The organism is Staphylococcus sp. HMSC14C01 (assembly GCF_001808085.1).
In the GTDB taxonomy this organism is placed as follows: Bacteria; Bacillota; Bacilli; order Staphylococcales; family Staphylococcaceae; genus Staphylococcus; species Staphylococcus hominis.
Genome location: NZ_KV792053.1, coordinates 1 through 16,152, shown reverse-complemented (window position 1 = coordinate 16,152; position 16,152 = coordinate 1). Strand labels below are relative to the sequence as shown.

The 16,152-nt window shown below is 30.7% G+C and carries 15 protein-coding genes, 1 pseudogene and 1 riboswitch; of the genes and pseudogenes, 11 read left to right on the top strand and 5 right to left on the bottom strand.

Annotation, left to right across the window (positions count from 1 at the left end; all coding sequences use genetic code 11):
- The first annotated feature begins 1 nt into the window (after position 1).
- The 3 genes and pseudogenes from purN (at position 2) to purD (ending at position 3,336) form a co-directional block, all read left to right on the top strand.
- Positions 2 to 568 carry a phosphoribosylglycinamide formyltransferase gene (purN, locus tag HMPREF3131_RS10130; protein WP_017175766.1) on the top strand — a complete coding sequence of 189 codons (567 nt, stop codon included), beginning with the start codon at positions 2 to 4 and terminating at the stop codon, positions 566 to 568.
- A 15-nt stretch (positions 569 to 583) separates the two neighbouring features.
- Positions 584 to 2,062 (top strand): annotated as a pseudogene (gene purH / locus HMPREF3131_RS10125) (bifunctional phosphoribosylaminoimidazolecarboxamide formyltransferase/IMP cyclohydrolase).
- 35 nt (positions 2,063 to 2,097) lie between these two features.
- Positions 2,098 to 3,336, top strand: coding sequence for a phosphoribosylamine--glycine ligase (gene purD / locus HMPREF3131_RS10120; RefSeq protein WP_017175764.1), 1,239 nt, complete (start codon positions 2,098 to 2,100; stop codon positions 3,334 to 3,336).
- A 149-nt stretch (positions 3,337 to 3,485) separates the two neighbouring features.
- On the opposite strand, the gene HMPREF3131_RS10115 is transcribed toward purD, so the two are convergent.
- The 4 genes from HMPREF3131_RS10115 to graF all read right to left on the bottom strand — a co-directional run bounded on the left by HMPREF3131_RS10115 (position 3,486) and on the right by graF (position 6,858).
- Entirely contained in the window at positions 3,486 to 4,295 is an 810-nt protein-coding gene (locus tag HMPREF3131_RS10115) for an energy-coupling factor transporter transmembrane component T family protein (RefSeq protein ID WP_002448247.1), read from the bottom strand.
- Positions 4,288 to 5,691 (bottom strand): ABC transporter ATP-binding protein, encoded by a 1,404-nt coding sequence (locus tag HMPREF3131_RS10110; RefSeq protein ID WP_049420036.1) that lies wholly within the window; start codon positions 5,689 to 5,691, stop codon positions 4,288 to 4,290. The genes HMPREF3131_RS10115 and HMPREF3131_RS10110 overlap by 8 nt, the downstream gene beginning before the upstream one ends.
- A gap of 12 nt (positions 5,692 to 5,703) precedes the next feature.
- On the bottom strand, positions 5,704 to 6,279 hold the full coding sequence (locus tag HMPREF3131_RS10105) for an ECF transporter S component (RefSeq protein WP_002448226.1): 576 nt from the start codon (positions 6,277 to 6,279) through the stop codon (positions 5,704 to 5,706).
- Between the two features lie 92 nt (positions 6,280 to 6,371).
- Positions 6,372 to 6,473: riboswitch (TPP riboswitch) on the bottom strand.
- Positions 6,474 to 6,738: 265 nt separating this feature from the next.
- Entirely contained in the window at positions 6,739 to 6,858 is a 120-nt protein-coding gene (graF, locus tag HMPREF3131_RS11420; RefSeq protein WP_002448238.1) for a glycopeptide resistance-associated protein GraF, read from the bottom strand.
- Between the two features lie 152 nt (positions 6,859 to 7,010).
- On the opposite strand from graF, the gene auxA reads away from it, so the two are divergent.
- From auxA to ptsP, 5 genes are all read left to right on the top strand, one after another.
- Complete coding sequence (auxA, locus tag HMPREF3131_RS10100; RefSeq protein WP_049420037.1) at positions 7,011 to 8,306, top strand: lipoteichoic acid stability factor AuxA; 1,296 nt, start codon at positions 7,011 to 7,013, stop codon at positions 8,304 to 8,306.
- A gap of 153 nt (positions 8,307 to 8,459) precedes the next feature.
- Entirely contained in the window at positions 8,460 to 9,632 is a 1,173-nt protein-coding gene (locus tag HMPREF3131_RS10095) for a class I SAM-dependent rRNA methyltransferase (protein ID WP_061544577.1), read from the top strand.
- A gap of 65 nt (positions 9,633 to 9,697) precedes the next feature.
- Positions 9,698 to 10,240 (top strand): DUF697 domain-containing protein, encoded by a 543-nt coding sequence (locus tag HMPREF3131_RS10090; protein ID WP_049420039.1) that lies wholly within the window; start codon positions 9,698 to 9,700, stop codon positions 10,238 to 10,240.
- Positions 10,241 to 10,512: 272 nt separating this feature from the next.
- The gene (locus HMPREF3131_RS10085; protein WP_002448249.1) at positions 10,513 to 10,779 is read left to right on the top strand and encodes a phosphocarrier protein HPr; all 267 of its coding nucleotides are present in this window, start codon (positions 10,513 to 10,515) and stop codon (positions 10,777 to 10,779) included.
- A gap of 2 nt (positions 10,780 to 10,781) precedes the next feature.
- Entirely contained in the window at positions 10,782 to 12,497 is a 1,716-nt protein-coding gene (gene ptsP, locus HMPREF3131_RS10080; protein WP_049416172.1) for a phosphoenolpyruvate--protein phosphotransferase, read from the top strand.
- Between the two features lie 52 nt (positions 12,498 to 12,549).
- Here ptsP and HMPREF3131_RS10075 read toward each other — a convergent pair whose 3' ends face one another.
- Positions 12,550 to 12,783, bottom strand: a complete 234-nt coding sequence (locus HMPREF3131_RS10075) for a glutaredoxin family protein (protein ID WP_049382531.1) — start codon at positions 12,781 to 12,783, stop codon at positions 12,550 to 12,552.
- Positions 12,784 to 12,978: 195 nt separating this feature from the next.
- Between HMPREF3131_RS10075 and HMPREF3131_RS10070 the strand changes: the two genes are divergently transcribed.
- From HMPREF3131_RS10070 to HMPREF3131_RS10060, 3 genes are all read left to right on the top strand, one after another.
- Positions 12,979 to 14,325 (top strand): cytochrome ubiquinol oxidase subunit I, encoded by a 1,347-nt coding sequence (locus HMPREF3131_RS10070; RefSeq protein WP_049420040.1) that lies wholly within the window; start codon positions 12,979 to 12,981, stop codon positions 14,323 to 14,325.
- Entirely contained in the window at positions 14,325 to 15,341 is a 1,017-nt protein-coding gene (locus HMPREF3131_RS10065; RefSeq protein WP_017175752.1) for a cytochrome d ubiquinol oxidase subunit II, read from the top strand. Before HMPREF3131_RS10070 ends, HMPREF3131_RS10065 begins: the two co-directional genes overlap by 1 nt.
- 123 nt (positions 15,342 to 15,464) lie before the next feature.
- The gene (locus HMPREF3131_RS10060) at positions 15,465 to 16,124 is read left to right on the top strand and encodes a potassium channel family protein (protein WP_002448135.1); all 660 of its coding nucleotides are present in this window, start codon (positions 15,465 to 15,467) and stop codon (positions 16,122 to 16,124) included.
- Positions 16,125 to 16,152 lie beyond the last annotated feature (28 nt).

Below are 16,152 nucleotides of genomic sequence, written 5' to 3'. Positions count from 1 at the left end.
TATGACTAAGGTGGCTATATTTGCCTCTGGATCAGGAAGTAACTTCGAAAATATTGTATCTAAAGTTGATAAGGGGCACCTTAATAATATAGAAATTACTTCTTTGTATACAGATCATCACGATGCTTATTGCATTGAGCGTGCAAAACAGTTGAAAGTGATGGTTCATATTAATGAACCTAAAGACTTTGAAAACAAAGCAGAATATGAACAAAAATTAATTCAACTTCTTCATAGTGAAGAGGTGGAGTGGATTATCTTAGCAGGTTATATGAGATTAGTGGGACCAGACTTATTAAATGCTTATGAAGGTAAAATATTGAATATTCATCCTTCATTATTACCAAAGTACAAGGGGAAAGATGCAATTGGTCAAGCATTTAATAGTGGGGATAAGGAAACAGGTTCAACAGTTCACTATGTAGATAGTGGAATGGATACGGGAGAAATAATTGAACAACGAAAATGTGATATAAAACCGGACGATACAAAAGAAGCGTTAGAAGAACGTGTGAAACAATTAGAATATGAACTTTATCCAAGTGTAATAGCTAAAGTTATTAAATAAGGAGCATAGTTAATCATGAAAAAAGCAATTATTAGTGTTTCAAATAAAAGTGGAGTCGTGGAATTTGCTAAATCATTAACGCAATTAGATTATGAATTATATTCAACGGGCGGTACAAAACGTGCTTTAGAAGAAGCTAATGTAACTGTTAAATCTGTATCAGAGTTGACGCAATTCCCTGAAATTATGGATGGTCGTGTAAAAACGTTACATCCAGCAGTACACGGTGGTATTTTAGCAGATCGTAATAAACCTGAACATTTAGAACAATTATCAGAACAACACATTGATTTAATTGATATGGTTGTGGTCAACTTATATCCTTTCCAACAAACTGTAGCTAATCCAGATGTAACTGAAGATGATGCAATTGAAAATATCGATATTGGTGGTCCAACTATGTTACGTGCTGCAGCCAAAAATTTTAAACATGTAACAACCATTGTCCATCCATCTGATTATAATGAAGTCATTCAACGAATTAAAGAACATCGACTTGATGAATCATACCGTAAGTCATTAATGATTAAAGTATTTGAACATACAAATGAATATGATCATGCAATTGTAAGTTTCTTCAAAGGAGATAGTGAAGAATTACGATATGGTGAGAATCCTCAACAATCAGCACGTTTTGTTCGTACTTCTAATAGTAAACATACTATTGCTGGTGCGAAACAATTACATGGTAAGGCATTGAGTTTTAATAATATTAAAGATGCAGATTCAGCATTAGCATTAGTGAAAAAATTTAAAGAACCAGCTGCCGTTGCAGTTAAACACATGAATCCATGTGGTGTAGGTATTGGCACTGATATTGAAACTGCATTTAAACATGCGTATGATGCAGATAATCAGTCTATCTTTGGTGGGATCATTGCACTCAATAGAACAGTTACCAAAGATTTAGCGGAAACGTTACATTCTATTTTCTTAGAAGTTGTCATTGCACCAAAATTTGATAAAGAAGCTTTAGATATTTTAACTCAAAAGAAAAATATTCGCTTATTAGAAATTGATATGACAATTGATAATCGTGAAGAAGAATTTGTTTCAGTCTCAGGTGGATATTTGGTTCAAGATAAAGATAATTACTAAGTGTCTAAAGAAGAAATGAAGGTTGTTACAGACGTTGAACCTACCGATGCTCAGTGGGAGGCAATGCTTCTAGGATGGAAAGTTATTCCATCAGTGAAAAGTAATGCAATCATTTTAAGTAATAATAAACAGACAGTTGGAATTGGTGCAGGACAAATGAATAGAGTAGGTGCAGCTAAGATTGCATTAGAGCGCGCAATTGAAATAAATGACAATGTAGTAATGATTTCTGATGGCTTCTTCCCAATGGATGATACTGTTGAACTTGCTGCAAAACATGGTATTAAAGCTATTATTCAACCAGGCGGTTCAATTAAAGACCAAGATTCGATTGATATGGCTAACAAACATGGTATTGCTATGGTTACTACTGGTATGCGTCATTTTAAACACTAATTTAAAATAATTGAGAGAATAGAGGGAGAAAAGAAATGAATGTTTTAGTTATAGGTGCAGGCGGTCGTGAACATGCATTAGTATCAAAATTACATCAGTCGCCACTTATTGAAAAACTTTATGCTATTCCTGGAAATGATGCAATGACTCATTTAGCTGAAATACACACTGAAATTGCTGAAACCGACCATAAGGCTATTTTACAATTTGTTCACCAACATCATATAGAATGGGTGATTATTGGTCCAGAACAACCATTGATAGATGGTTTATCTAATAAATTGAGAGACAATCATGTTAAAGTCTTTGGTCCTAATAAAGAAGCAGCCCAAATTGAGGGTTCTAAATCTTTTGCTAAAAGGGTAATGGAAAAATATGATATTCCAACTGCTGATTATAAAGAAATAGACAATAAAACTGAAGCACTTAATTATGTAAATGATTGCGAATTACCTATTGTAGTCAAAAAGGATGGGTTAGCTGCTGGTAAAGGCGTAATTATTGCTAATACACGAGATGAAGCAATTGAAGCGGTAGAAGTGCTATATCCACAAGAAGATGGAAAAGTTGTCTTTGAACAATTTCTTGAAGGAGAAGAATTCTCATTAATGACATTCATTAATGGTGATTATGCAGTTCCTTTTGACTGTATTGCTCAAGATCATAAACGTGCCTATGATAATGACGAAGGTCCTAATACTGGTGGGATGGGCGCTTATTGTCCTGTTCCTCATATTTCAAATGACGTTTTAGAACGTACAAACAAAGATATTGCTCAACCAATTGCTAGAGCGTTAAAAGAAGAGGGTTATGACTATTTTGGTTTACTTTATATAGGTGCAATTTTAACTAAGGAAGGTCCTAAAGTTATTGAATTTAATGCACGATTTGGTGATCCAGAAGCGCAAGTATTGTTAAGTCGTCTAGAAAGTGACTTGATGGCACAAATCGTTGCTCTAGACCGTAAAGAACCTATTCGTTTTCAATGGATTAACGATTATGTGGTAGGAGTAATGCTTGCTTCGAAAGGCTATCCTGGGTCATATGATAAAGGTGCAGAGGTTTCAGGCTTTGAATTAAATAACCATTATTTCGTTAGTGGTTTGAAAAAAGAAAATGATACATTTCTTACATCTGGCGGACGAGTTGTATTAGCCATTGGAAAAGGAAAAACTATTCAACAAGCACAAAAAGATGCTTATGGAAATGTAGAAAAAATTAAGAGTGATCAACTATTTTATCGTAAAGATATTGGAAATAAAGCACTCAAATAAACTAAAAATAATAACCCATAGATGACATTCATCTATGGGTATTTTATAATGCTAGGGCTTAATATACTAGCAAGATGAATTTACTGTGTTTTTGAAACTGCTTTTATCTTTGAACTCAATCTTTACTTTAGTTTGTCTTATGTTATATATTACTCTAACATTTCTGAAACACGAGCATCTTTAATACCAGTGATTGGAAAATATTGAGATAAATAAAAAGCAATAATAAGTAAAGCAATTGTCATACCAATAAAAAGAATATCTTTGTATGAGAAAGGTGCTTTATAATAATAGGTACGTGGGCCATCTTTAAATCCTTTTGATTCCATAGCTACTGATAATTGATGTGCACGACGTATGTTTTGGCTTAAGACTGGAATAAGTAAGTGTTTTATACGTTTAAATCCACGATAATTGGAAGCATCAATCATTTGGTAACGCATTTTTAAAGAACGTCTTAATTGGATAAATGATGTGAAAATAAGTGGTACCATACGAATAGCAGCCATAAATGCATAAGCGATTTTAGGTTTTACTTTTAAATGTTGCATTAAACTATAGAAAATCATTACAATTTGTGATGTTAATGCAATCAACACACCAAACATTGAAACTGTAATTGTTCTTAAAGATAAGTGAAGACCTCTTACAATGCTCTCAGTACTAATATGAATAATTCCCCATTCAAATAACATATGTGTACCATCACCATATAAAATCATGAATAATGATGATAGCAAGGCAAAGAGAATGGTTGCTGATAAAAATGCAGCAATGACTTTAAAAGCTGTACCATTAAAAGATAATAAAAATATAAACATCAATAAAGTAATATAAATCATATAATCAAAATTATGCACAAAAATGATAAAAATAAATAACAAAACTCCAAGAATTAATTTCGTAATAATGTTTACATCATCTACAAGTGTATGACGCTTTTTCCAACGTTCAAACATTTGATTCACCTGCCATTTCTAAAAGCTTATGATTTTCTACGACAAGTCGACGTGTTGGATAACGATGAATAATTTCAGGGTCATGCGTCACCATTACGATTGATTGGCCTTGTTCAACACGTTCTTCAAATAGTTTAATAAGTTGAAATGTATTATGACTATCAAGTCCAAATGTTGGCTCATCTAATAAAATAATTTCAGCTTTTGAACTTAAAGCAGTTGCTACGCTCAATCGGCGTTTCTGACCTGTAGATATTTCAAAAGGATGATGATGTTTAACTTTTTCTAAATGTAAAAGTTTCAAAAGATGTTCAGTTTCTTCTTTCGATTTTGCTTTATCAAGATGATTATAATGAATATTAATTTCGTCATAAACTGAATTAGTAATAAACTGAAGTTCAGGATTTTGGTATACAAGATACATATTTTGAGCAGCATCTTTAATTTTCTTCAGTAATCGGTTCTCATAAAACATTGTACCGTTGTATTTCACTAATTGCATCATAGATTCAAGTAAAGTAGTTTTGCCAGCTCCATTTTTTCCAGTAATTGTAATCCATTCTCCAGGATGAATATTTAGTTCTGAAACTTCAAATAGTGTATTTTTACTGCGAATTATTTGTCCGTTTTGAAATTTAAAAAGTGTTTTAGAAGTCTGTGGTGTTAAATCTGTTCGTATAGGTGCATAATCCCATGCATGAGGGTGCCATACGCCAAATTCAGTAAGTAACGATTCACAATGTTTGAGTATGTATTCAGGTGTATTATCAGCTATAATTTCTCCATCATAGTTCATTAATATGACTCGATCTACATGATGCCAAATATGTTCCACTTTATGTTCTACAATTAATACCGTTTGATCAGTCCATAATTGAATGAGTCGTTGCCATAAGTCAGCAGTTGCTTGTACATCTAACATAGCTGTAGGTTCATCTAAAAAGAGTGTATCAGCTTTCTGTAAAATGGTTTCGACGATAGCAAGTTTTTGTTTCATGCCACCACTTAAATTATTTACGAAAGTTGAATTATCTACATCTAAATCTACTGACGCAAGTGCTTTTTTAATTTGTTCATCCATGTCTTCTCTTGGCACTTGTTGATTTTCTAAGACGAAAGCTAATTCTTCGTAAACTTTTGGCATACAAAATTGTGTATCTGGGTCTTGAAAAATAACCCCTGAATTAGGGTCAATGTCTAGTTCATCATATTTCATCGGTAATTCTATAAGATTAGGAACAATACCACTCAGTACATTAAGTAATGTGCTTTTACCAGATCCTGAAGGACCTAGTAAAAGCACTTTTTCTTTATCTTTAATTTCTATATTTAGATTATCGAAAATTTTTCGATCACCATTTGGATATTTTAGACGTAAATTTTTGACTTTTAACACAATCATTTCCCCTTATAAGTTGTCGTAATCTTTTTGAGAGGCAGGACGGAATAATTTAGTTACTCCAGTTTGATCTAAGGCTTTTACAATTAAATAAGAGAGTATACCAGACAGTACAATACCACTAATAGCACGGAAAATGATGAAAAGTAGTAAGTTCCAACCCGCAACTTCGTTTAGATAGCCATAAAAATAATCTACAGGGAAAGATACTAATGCTGTTACTAAACCAGCTAACATTGCTACCATTAAAGAACGTGATTTGTATTTAAAGATAGCAAACACAACTTCACATGCTAGACCTTGTAAAATTGCATATACTATAGTAGGAATATCAAATTTCCCCATAACAATAGTTTCACCTGCACCAGCAGCAAATTCAGCAATTAATGCAATACCTGGTTTAGGAATAATTAAGTAAGCTACAATAGCAGCCATAAACCAAATACCGTATGTAAGTTGTTCTAGATGTATACCAGCTACTTGAGCTAAATTATATGGCAACCACCATAAGTTATAAATGATTGCAAAAATAACAGCAATCAGCACAGTAACTAGAATTTCTGAAAGCTTTAAACCTTTAGACATAAAATAGTTCCTCCTAAAAAAACGCACAACCCTTCGTAGAAAAGTTGTGCGTAAATTTAAATAAAAATGCTATTGATTATTAAAAACATGATTTATTTAAGTTAACACTTTCCTACGCTAGTATTTAACTAGATCAGGTTCAAAGGGTTTGAGGTTAAGCCTCATCTCAGTGCTATACACCCCTAGTGCATTTATATTTTATTTATTTTAAATGTATGACTTTTAATAGTAGATGTCAAGATGCTTTTAATCTATATTTAATTAAAAATAAATTATAATTAAACAGTTTACATATTTAATAAGTGAAATGTAATTAGTTCTAAAAATAATTGAATAAAAGTAGGACAGATTTATTTCCAACTCAGCCATCGATAGCCAATATATTAAAAATACCTGAGACAACTTGTATGTCTCAGGCTTATTCATTAATTACTATTAATGATGACATAAATAAGAAAATTAGTCTAATGTATTTTGAACGTCTTGTTTAGTTTGTTCAATATCATCAGTTTTTTCTTCTTTTTGTTCTTTTAATTTTTCTTCATATTCTTTTGCTTTTTTTGCATCTTCATGTGTCATAGGACAACTCTCCTTTTTCATAAATTACTTTACAAAACTAATATACCCAATTAATAAAAGAATAAACTTCATCTCAGTCTAGAGAAGTATTTTATTTTTTATTAAAGACAAGAATAGAAAGTTCATATATAATTAATTTTGAGGTGAACTGTATGTCTTTTGTTAAGAAACACGCCGAGATTATCTATAGTTACTTGATCGGTATCGTTTCACTCTTCACAGGTCTCATTATCTTGATCAATTTGCCTTTAATTCATAAACTAAAAAATAAAGATAAAATTGACTTAAAAATACATAATATATGGGACTTTCTTAATGCATTTTTTAGTGAAATAATTAGAGTGATGAGTAGATTCATAGGCAACTTTCCAGTTGTAAGTGCAGTCATAATTATTCTATTTGGTATTCTAGTCATATTGATTGGATATACGTTATTTAGAACAACCAAATATGATTACGACATCTCAATTTTCTTTTTAGTCATTGGTATTTTATACTTCCTCATTACAATTACATTGATGACTCAAGTATATGGTTTTTGGGCAATTATATTCATTATTCCATTTGTGATTCATACAGGATATATCGTTTATAAAGATGAATTGTATCAAGAAAATAGAAAAGTTCATTATTTATGGATTATTATTTCATATGGAATAAGTTACTTGATTACTCAACTGTCATTGTATGGCAAAATCGATGCAAATGAGATTGAGCCTATTGATATTTTAAGTGTAAATACATTCTTCATCATTATGTGGTTATTAGCTCAAGCGGCAATTTGGAATTTCTTATTCTTACGCCGTGCGTTACCTTTAACAAAAGAAGAATTAGGGGAAGAAGAGCCTGAATTATCAAGAACTCAAAAAGGAAACGTTTCGACTCAATCAAAAGTTCATTTTAAACAACTTCAAGATAAAACATCAGAATATGCACATAAGACAAGAAGAAGTGTAGATTTAGATAAAATTAGATCTAAACGCGATAAATTTAAAAGTAAATTTAAAAATATTGTAGATATAGAAGAAGATGATATTCCTAAGTGGATGAGACGTCCTAAATGGATTAAACCAGCATATGTGGAAATTTTCTGTGGGTTTATCTTATTCTTATTTACATTTATAGAATTTAATAACAGAAATGCTCTATTTGTATCTGGAGAATGGAAATTATCACAAACTCAATACGTGATTGAATGGATTACATTGTTAATATTACTCTTTATTATTATCATTTACATTGCTACGACATTTACTCATTTTTTAAGAGGCAAATTTTACTATTTACAGTTGTTTATGATTAGTATTCTATTTTTCAAATTGCTTACTGAATTTATTAATATAATGATTCATGGTCTATTACTTTCAATATTTATAACACCTACATTAATTATTATGTTAATACCTGTAATTATAGCATTTTCATTGCAATTAAAAGAAAAACCATAATCTGAGTAAGGGAGTGGAATAGAATTCATTTTTGAATTCATTGTTCCACTTCTTTTTTTAATTTAATATTTAGGTGAAGAATTTTAAATTTGTTAAAATAGTAGAGTAAATCACAACAGATTCGTTAAAAAAATTAAAATAGGAGAAATTAAAATGAAAATAGCAACTTTAAATAAAGGCAAAGAAACTAAATATTTAAATCAATATCCTTTAGTTGAAGAAGAAGATATTTTTCAACATGATCATTTAAAAGAAGGTGACTTGTTTAATATAGTTACTGAAAATAACCAATACATAGCAACAGCTTATGTAGGACGTCAACATAAAGGCATAGGATGGGTAATTACATATAGCCAAGAAGAAGATATCAATATTACTTTCTTTGAAAATTTATTTAAAAAAGCGCTAGAAGAAAGAGAGTATTACTATAATATAGAAGGAACTAATGCTTTTAGACTATTTAATGCTGAGGGAGACGGCGTTGGAGGCTTAACTATTGATAATTATAATGGACATTTACTTATTCAATGGTATTCAAAAGGAATTTACAAGTTTCGTTATATAATTATTGAAGCAATAAAAAAAGTATTTAAATTTGAATCTGTTTTTGAAAAAATGCGCTTTAAAGATACGGAGTATACAGGGGGACATGTACTTGGAAAAACTCCAGAATTTCCAATAGTTATTGAAGAAAATTTTACATTTTACAATGTTGATTTAAACGATGGATTGATGACAGGAATATTTTTAGATCAAAAAGAAGTTCGTAAAAAATTACGTGATTATTTTGCTGAAAATAGAAGTATTTTAAATTTATTTAGTTATACGGGCGCGTTTTCAGTAGTAGCATCTAAAAATGCTAAAGTTACAACAAGTGTAGATTTAGCTAATCGTTCTCGTACATTAACCGAAGAAAATTTTGGGTTAAATGGTGTAGACCCTAAAAGTCAATATATCTATGTTATGGATACATTTGATTTTTATAATTATGCAGCACGTCATGGAAAACAATATGACACAATAGTTATTGATCCGCCTAGTTTTGCACGTAATAAAAAGAAAACTTTTTCAGTACAAAAAAATTATGATGATTTAATTAATGGTGCTTTAGAAGTTTTAGCACCAGATGGTACATTGCTGCTATGTACAAATTCAAGTGCTTTTTCTTTAAAAGCATTTAAAAATGTAATTAAGAAAACATTGGAACAAGCTAACGTAGAATATGAAATAGAAGAAGTCATGGGATTACCAAAAGACTTTAAAACACATCCACATTATAAACCTTCTAAATATTTAAAAGCTGTATTCATAAATATTAAGCATTAAAGTACTGAAATAGGGTATTAAATGTATATTGAAAATATTATGAAAAACGAAAGGTGAGTCAGTAAGTGAGTATTATTAATAAAATTACAAATGGAGTTACTGATAAAGTTGGTAAAAAGGTCTTAGATATAGAAGAAATTAACGAAAAAGATATCTTACCTAAAAATGAAGAAGAAATTGCACAACGTAGAGAAAAAGCTAAAGCTGTTGTTAAGAAAAAATCTTTATTATCTTCAGGGATGAGTGTTGTGCCAATTCCAGGATTAGACTTTGGTGTAGATATCAAATTGATGAAAGATATTATTGAAGATATTAATAAAATTTATGGTCTTGATCAAAAACAAGTCAATTCTCTTGGTGAAGATGTTAAAGAACGTATTTTATCAGCAGCAGCAATTCAAGGTAGTTCAATGATTGGTGAAAAAGTAACTAGTGGTGCTTTGAAATTAATTATTAGAGATGTTGCTAAGCGTACAGCAGCAAAACAAACAAAATGGTTCCCAATAGTGGGACAAGCTGTTTCAGCTTCAATTAGTTACTACTTTATGAATAAATTAGGTCAAGATCATATAGAAAAATGTGAAAAAGTTTTACGTGATATTATTTAATTTTTTAAAAATGTAGTATAATAAAAGGGAAGAAATTTATATATAACATTAGAAAATTGACTAACATAACGCTATACCTATTATAAGTAATCAAACTTTGTTTGATTACTTATATAATGATTGCTACTTTATTAATATAAGTGTATTTTTCTATAATAATTCAATTATATAAGAATTGAATTCAGTTATATATTTTGGTAGTGTTAGGGTATAAATTTTTATGTTAGATAATAAGAAAATTAATTTTCTAACTTACGGAGGAGAAATAGATTATGGAACAAAAATCATATGTAATTGTTGACGAAACTGGAATTCATGCACGCCCAGCTACAATGTTAGTGCAAACTGCATCTAAATTTGATTCAGATATTCAATTAGAATATAACGGTAAAAAAGTAAATTTAAAATCAATTATGGGCGTTATGAGTTTAGGTGTAGGTAAAGATGCTGAAATCACTATCTATGCTGATGGAAGCGATGAACAAGATGCAATTCAAGCTATCAGTGAAGTTTTATCAAAAGAAGGTTTAACAGAGTAATTATGTCTAAATTAATTAAAGGTATTGCAGCTTCTGATGGAGTTGCAATTGCCAAAGCATATTTACTAGTAGAACCTGATTTATCATTTACAAATGAGAAAATTACTGATACTGATGCTGAAATTAAAAAGTTCAGAAATGCTTTAGAAGCTTCCAAAATTGAATTAACAAAAATTAGAAATAATGCTGAAAAATCATTAGGTGCAGATAAAGCTGCTATTTTTGATGCACATTTACTTGTACTTGATGACCCAGAATTAATTCAGCCAATTGAAGATAAAATTGCGAATGAGAAAGTCAATGCTCCAGAAGCATTAAATGAAGTTACGACTCAATTCATTACTATTTTTGAATCTATGGATAATGAATATATGAGAGAACGTGCAGCAGATATTCGTGACGTTTCTAAGCGTGTACTTGCTCATCTTTTAGGCGTGGAGTTACCAAATCCTAGTATGATTGATGAAAGTGTAGTTATTATAGGAAACGATTTAACACCATCTGATACTGCACAATTAAACAAAGAGTTTGTTCAAGGTTTTGTTACAAATATTGGTGGACGTACAAGTCATTCTGCAATTATGAGCCGTTCATTAGAAATTGCAGCCGTGGTTGGTACTAAATCGATTACTCATGAAGTAAAACAAGGAGATATGGTTATTGTTGACGGTATTACTGGTGACGTTATCATAGATCCAACTGAAGACGAACTCATTGCTTATCAAAATAAACGTGAGCGTTTCTTTGAAGATAAAAAAGAATTACAAAAACTTCGTGATGCCGAAACTGTAACTGTTGACGGTGAACATGCAGAATTAGCTGCTAATATTGGTACACCTGATGATTTATATGGTGTTATGGAAAATGGCGCTGAAGGAATTGGTCTTTATAGAACAGAATTTTTATATATGGGTAGAGATCAAATGCCAACTGAAGACGAACAATTTGAAGCGTATAAAAAAGTGTTAGAAACTATGAAAGATAAACGCGTTGTTGTACGTACTTTAGATATTGGTGGAGATAAAGAATTACCATATTTAAATTTACCTAAAGAAATGAATCCATTCTTAGGTTATCGTGCAATTCGTTTGTGCTTAGATCAACAAGACATCTTCAGAACACAATTACGTGCGTTATTACGCGCATCTGCTTATGGTAAATTAAATATTATGTTCCCAATGGTAGCCACTATTAAAGAGTTTAGAGATGCTAAAGCTATTCTTTTAGAAGAAAAAGATAAATTAACTAGCGAAGGACAAGAAGTTGCTGATGATATCGAAGTAGGTATCATGGTAGAGATTCCTTCTACTGCTGCGTTAGCTGATATCTTTGCTAAAGAAGTAGATTTCTTTAGTATAGGAACTAATGACTTAATTCAATATACTATGGCAGCTGACCGTATGTCTGAACGTGTTTCATATTTATATCAACCATATAACCCAGCAATTTTACGTTTAGTTAAACAGGTCATTGAAGCTTCTCATAAAGAAGGTAAATGGACTGGTATGTGTGGTGAAATGGCTGGCGATGAAACAGCAATTCCATTATTATTAGGTTTAGGATTAGATGAGTTCTCTATGAGTGCAACCTCTATTCTTAAAGCTAGAAGACAAATTAATGGTTTAAGTAAAAACGAAATGGCGGAATTAGCAAATCGTGCCATTAATTGTGCAACACAAGATGAAGTTAAAGAACTTGTTCATCGCATTTCTAAATAATATTAAAAATACCTGAGACAACTTATGATGTCTCAGGTTCTTTTTTTATGTATTACAGTTGGATATCAAATATTCTGTTGATTTTTTCTAAATCTACATGATACATAGGCTCCTCATTTAATAAGATAAATGGTGTAGAGAATGCATCATATTCTAACATTTCATTACGATAAGAAGGATGCTTAATATTTTTTTCAATAAAATTAATATGATGTTCCGTTAAATAATTTTTTATAAAATTACAAGGTGGACAATCATCTTGTGTATAGATAATTATTTTAGACATAAATCATATTCTCCTTTTAATTATACTTTTCTTACTATATATAAGGTAATTAAAAAATGCAAATTTTGAATTTTATGTGAATTCCATTTAAATTATCTATTAAAAAGTAAACAAAAAAATTTTAGTTACTAATGTTTAGGTATATAATTTAAATATATAGGATTAAATTTTAAATTATAGAAAAGGTGGTTAAGTATGAATTCTGTCGAAATTAGTCGTTTTTTGACAGGGATGACATTAGGCGTTCATATTATTTTTGCTACTATTGGAGTAGGAATGCCATTAATGTTTGCAATCGCAGAGTTTTTAGGGATCAAAAAGAAAGATCCTAAATATATAGCATTAGCAAAACGTTGGTCAAAAGGGTATACGATTACAGTTGCAGTTGGGGTTGTAACTGGAACAATTATTGGATTACAACTTTCACTTGTTTGGCCTACGTTTATGAAAATGGGTGGCCATGTTATCGCGCTTCCTCTTTTCATGGAAACATTTGCTTTCTTCTTTGAAGCAATCTTTTTAAGTATTTATCTGTATACATGGAATCGTTTTAAAAATCAATGGATACATTTTTTAATTAGTTTACCTGTTATTATTGGTGGTTCATTCTCAGCGTTCTTTATTACTTCAGTGAACTCATTTATGAATACTCCAGCAGGTTTTGAAATGAAAAAAGGTAAAATGGTGAATGTTCAACCATTTGAAGCAATGTTCAATTCTTCATTTTTAGTTAGAGCATTTCATGTTGTTGCAACAGCTGGTATGACGATGGCGTTTATTTTGGCAGCAATTGCTGCATTTAAATTATTGAAAAATAAATATAGTGAAGATGCGCCATATCATAAAAAAGCGTTAAAAATGACTATGATTCTTGGATTTATTCAAACATTATTATCAATGTTAGCGGGAGATTTGTCTGCTAAGTTTCTTCATAAAGTACAACCAGAAAAATTAGCTGCATATGAGTGGCATTTTGATACACGTTCCAAAGCAGATTTAGTATTTTTTGGTGTCTTAAATGAAAACACTCAAGAAGTTTCAGGAGCTATAAAAATTCCTGGATTACTGAGCTTTTTAGCTGATAATAATATTAATACTAAAGTAAAAGGTTTAAATGAATTTCCTAAAAATGATTTACCTCCATTAATCGTTCATTATTTCTTTGATTTAATGGTAGCTATGGGAATCTTTTGTTTTATCGTATCAGGCATTTTTATATTAGCATTATTGATAAAAAAACTACGTCCTATTATAACTAAAAAAGTAATGCTTTATGCAGTACTTTTAACAGGACCTGCTTCAATGCTTGCTATAGAGTTTGGTTGGTTCTTAACTGAAATGGGACGTCAACCATGGATTGTTAGAGGTTACATGCGTGTTAGCCAAGCTGCTACACAGGCAGGAGGAATTACATTAGTAACAATTTTATTCGGTTTACTTTATTTTGTACTTCTCTTTACATCTGCTTATGTATTATTGAGAATGTTTAGAAATAAACCAGCTCGCGAGGATATTGATAAAGTGATTGGAGGTCAAGAATAATGGATTATACTGGCATAGGTATTACAGTATTATGGACTTTCCTATTTTGTTATATTATCGTAGCGTCTATTGATTTTGGTGCTGGATTTTTAACTTTGCATACAAAATTAACGGGAGAAGAAAAAAAGATTAATCATCTTATAGAAAGATATTTAAATCCTGTATGGGAAGTAACAAATGTATTTTTTGTATTTTTCTTTGTAGGTTTTGTCGGATTTTTCCCAGATTCAGCTCTTTATTTAGGGACAGTGTTATTAGTTCCTGGTTCAATCGCTTTAATTCTTATTTCTATTAGAAGTAGTTTTTATGCTTTTGAACATTATGGACAAGATAATAAACTGCCTTGGATATTTTTATATGGTATTACTGGGCTTTTAATACCCGCAGCACTCGCAACTGTATTGACTATCTCAGAAGGCGGATACATTAATGAACAAGGCAATCATTTTGATTTGGATTGGGTACAATTACTATTAAGTCCTTTTGCATGGTCAGTTGTATTTTTAGCAATTGTAAGTGTGTTATATATATCATCAGGGTTTTTAACATATTACGCTTCTAAAGCAAAAGATAAAGTGGCTTATAAATTTATGCGTCAATGGTTTATGTTCTGGGGTCCACCGATGATTATTATTTCATTATTTGTATTCTTATCATTAAGAATACAAAACTCTAATCACTTTTATAATGCAATTACGCATTATTGGTGGATGTTTGCAATTAGTTTTATTTTCTTCTTAATTGCAGGAATTTTAAATATGATTAAAAAGTATCATGGTTTAGCATTTATTATGGTGATTTTACAAATGGCTTTCGCTTTTTACGGCTACGGTATGAGTAAGTTACCTTATATTCTTTATCCATATATTAAAATTTCAGATTCAGGTGTAAACTCATCAATGGGCTTAGCATTAACGATCGTCTTTATTTTAGGTTTACTTTTATTACTTCCATCGTTAATATTGTTATTGAGATTATTCGTTTTTGATAAACAATATGTGGAAGGTAAAAAGTAATTTAAATTAAGAGAGGAGCTGAAATGAGAGTGATTTATATTTATAGAACTTTGAATAAGTTTCTAGTATATAAATGAACTTATCATTTTAGCTCTTATTTTTTAGATGGGAGTTCCAGAATTCATGGAGAAAGAGTATGTAGTAATAGGATTAGGTCGTTTTGGAGGAAGTATTGTAAGAGAGTTAAACGCTTTAGATATGGATGTTATGGCTATTGATAGAGATGAAGCTCGAGTAAATGAATATAGTGAAATTGCGACACATGCTGTTGTAGCTGACACTACAGATGAAGCGGTAATGAAAAGTTTAGGTATACGAAATTTTGATCATGTCATTGTGGCAATAGGTGAGAATATTCAATCTAGTACATTAACAACTTTAATATTGAAAGAATTAGGTGTTAAAAAAGTTACGGCCAAAGCACAAAACGATTATCATGCAAAGATTTTGAATAAAATTGGTGCCGACACTGTGGTACATCCAGAAAGAGATATGGGTCGTCGTATTGCACATAATGTAGCAAGTGCAAGTGTACTAGACTATCTCGAACTCGCAGATGAGCATTCATTAGTGGAGTTAAAAGTAAGCGAAAAATTAACTGGTCAAACAATCAGAGATTTAGATATTCGAGCACAATTCGGTATTAATATTATTGCAATAAAAAGAGGTCGAGAAATCATTGTGTCACCAGATCCAAATATGAATATTGAAATTGGAGATATTATGATAATGATTGGACACGATAATGATTTAAATCGTTTTGAGAAAAAAATAGTAAGATAAAAAAGAGGCTGGGACATAATTCCTAACA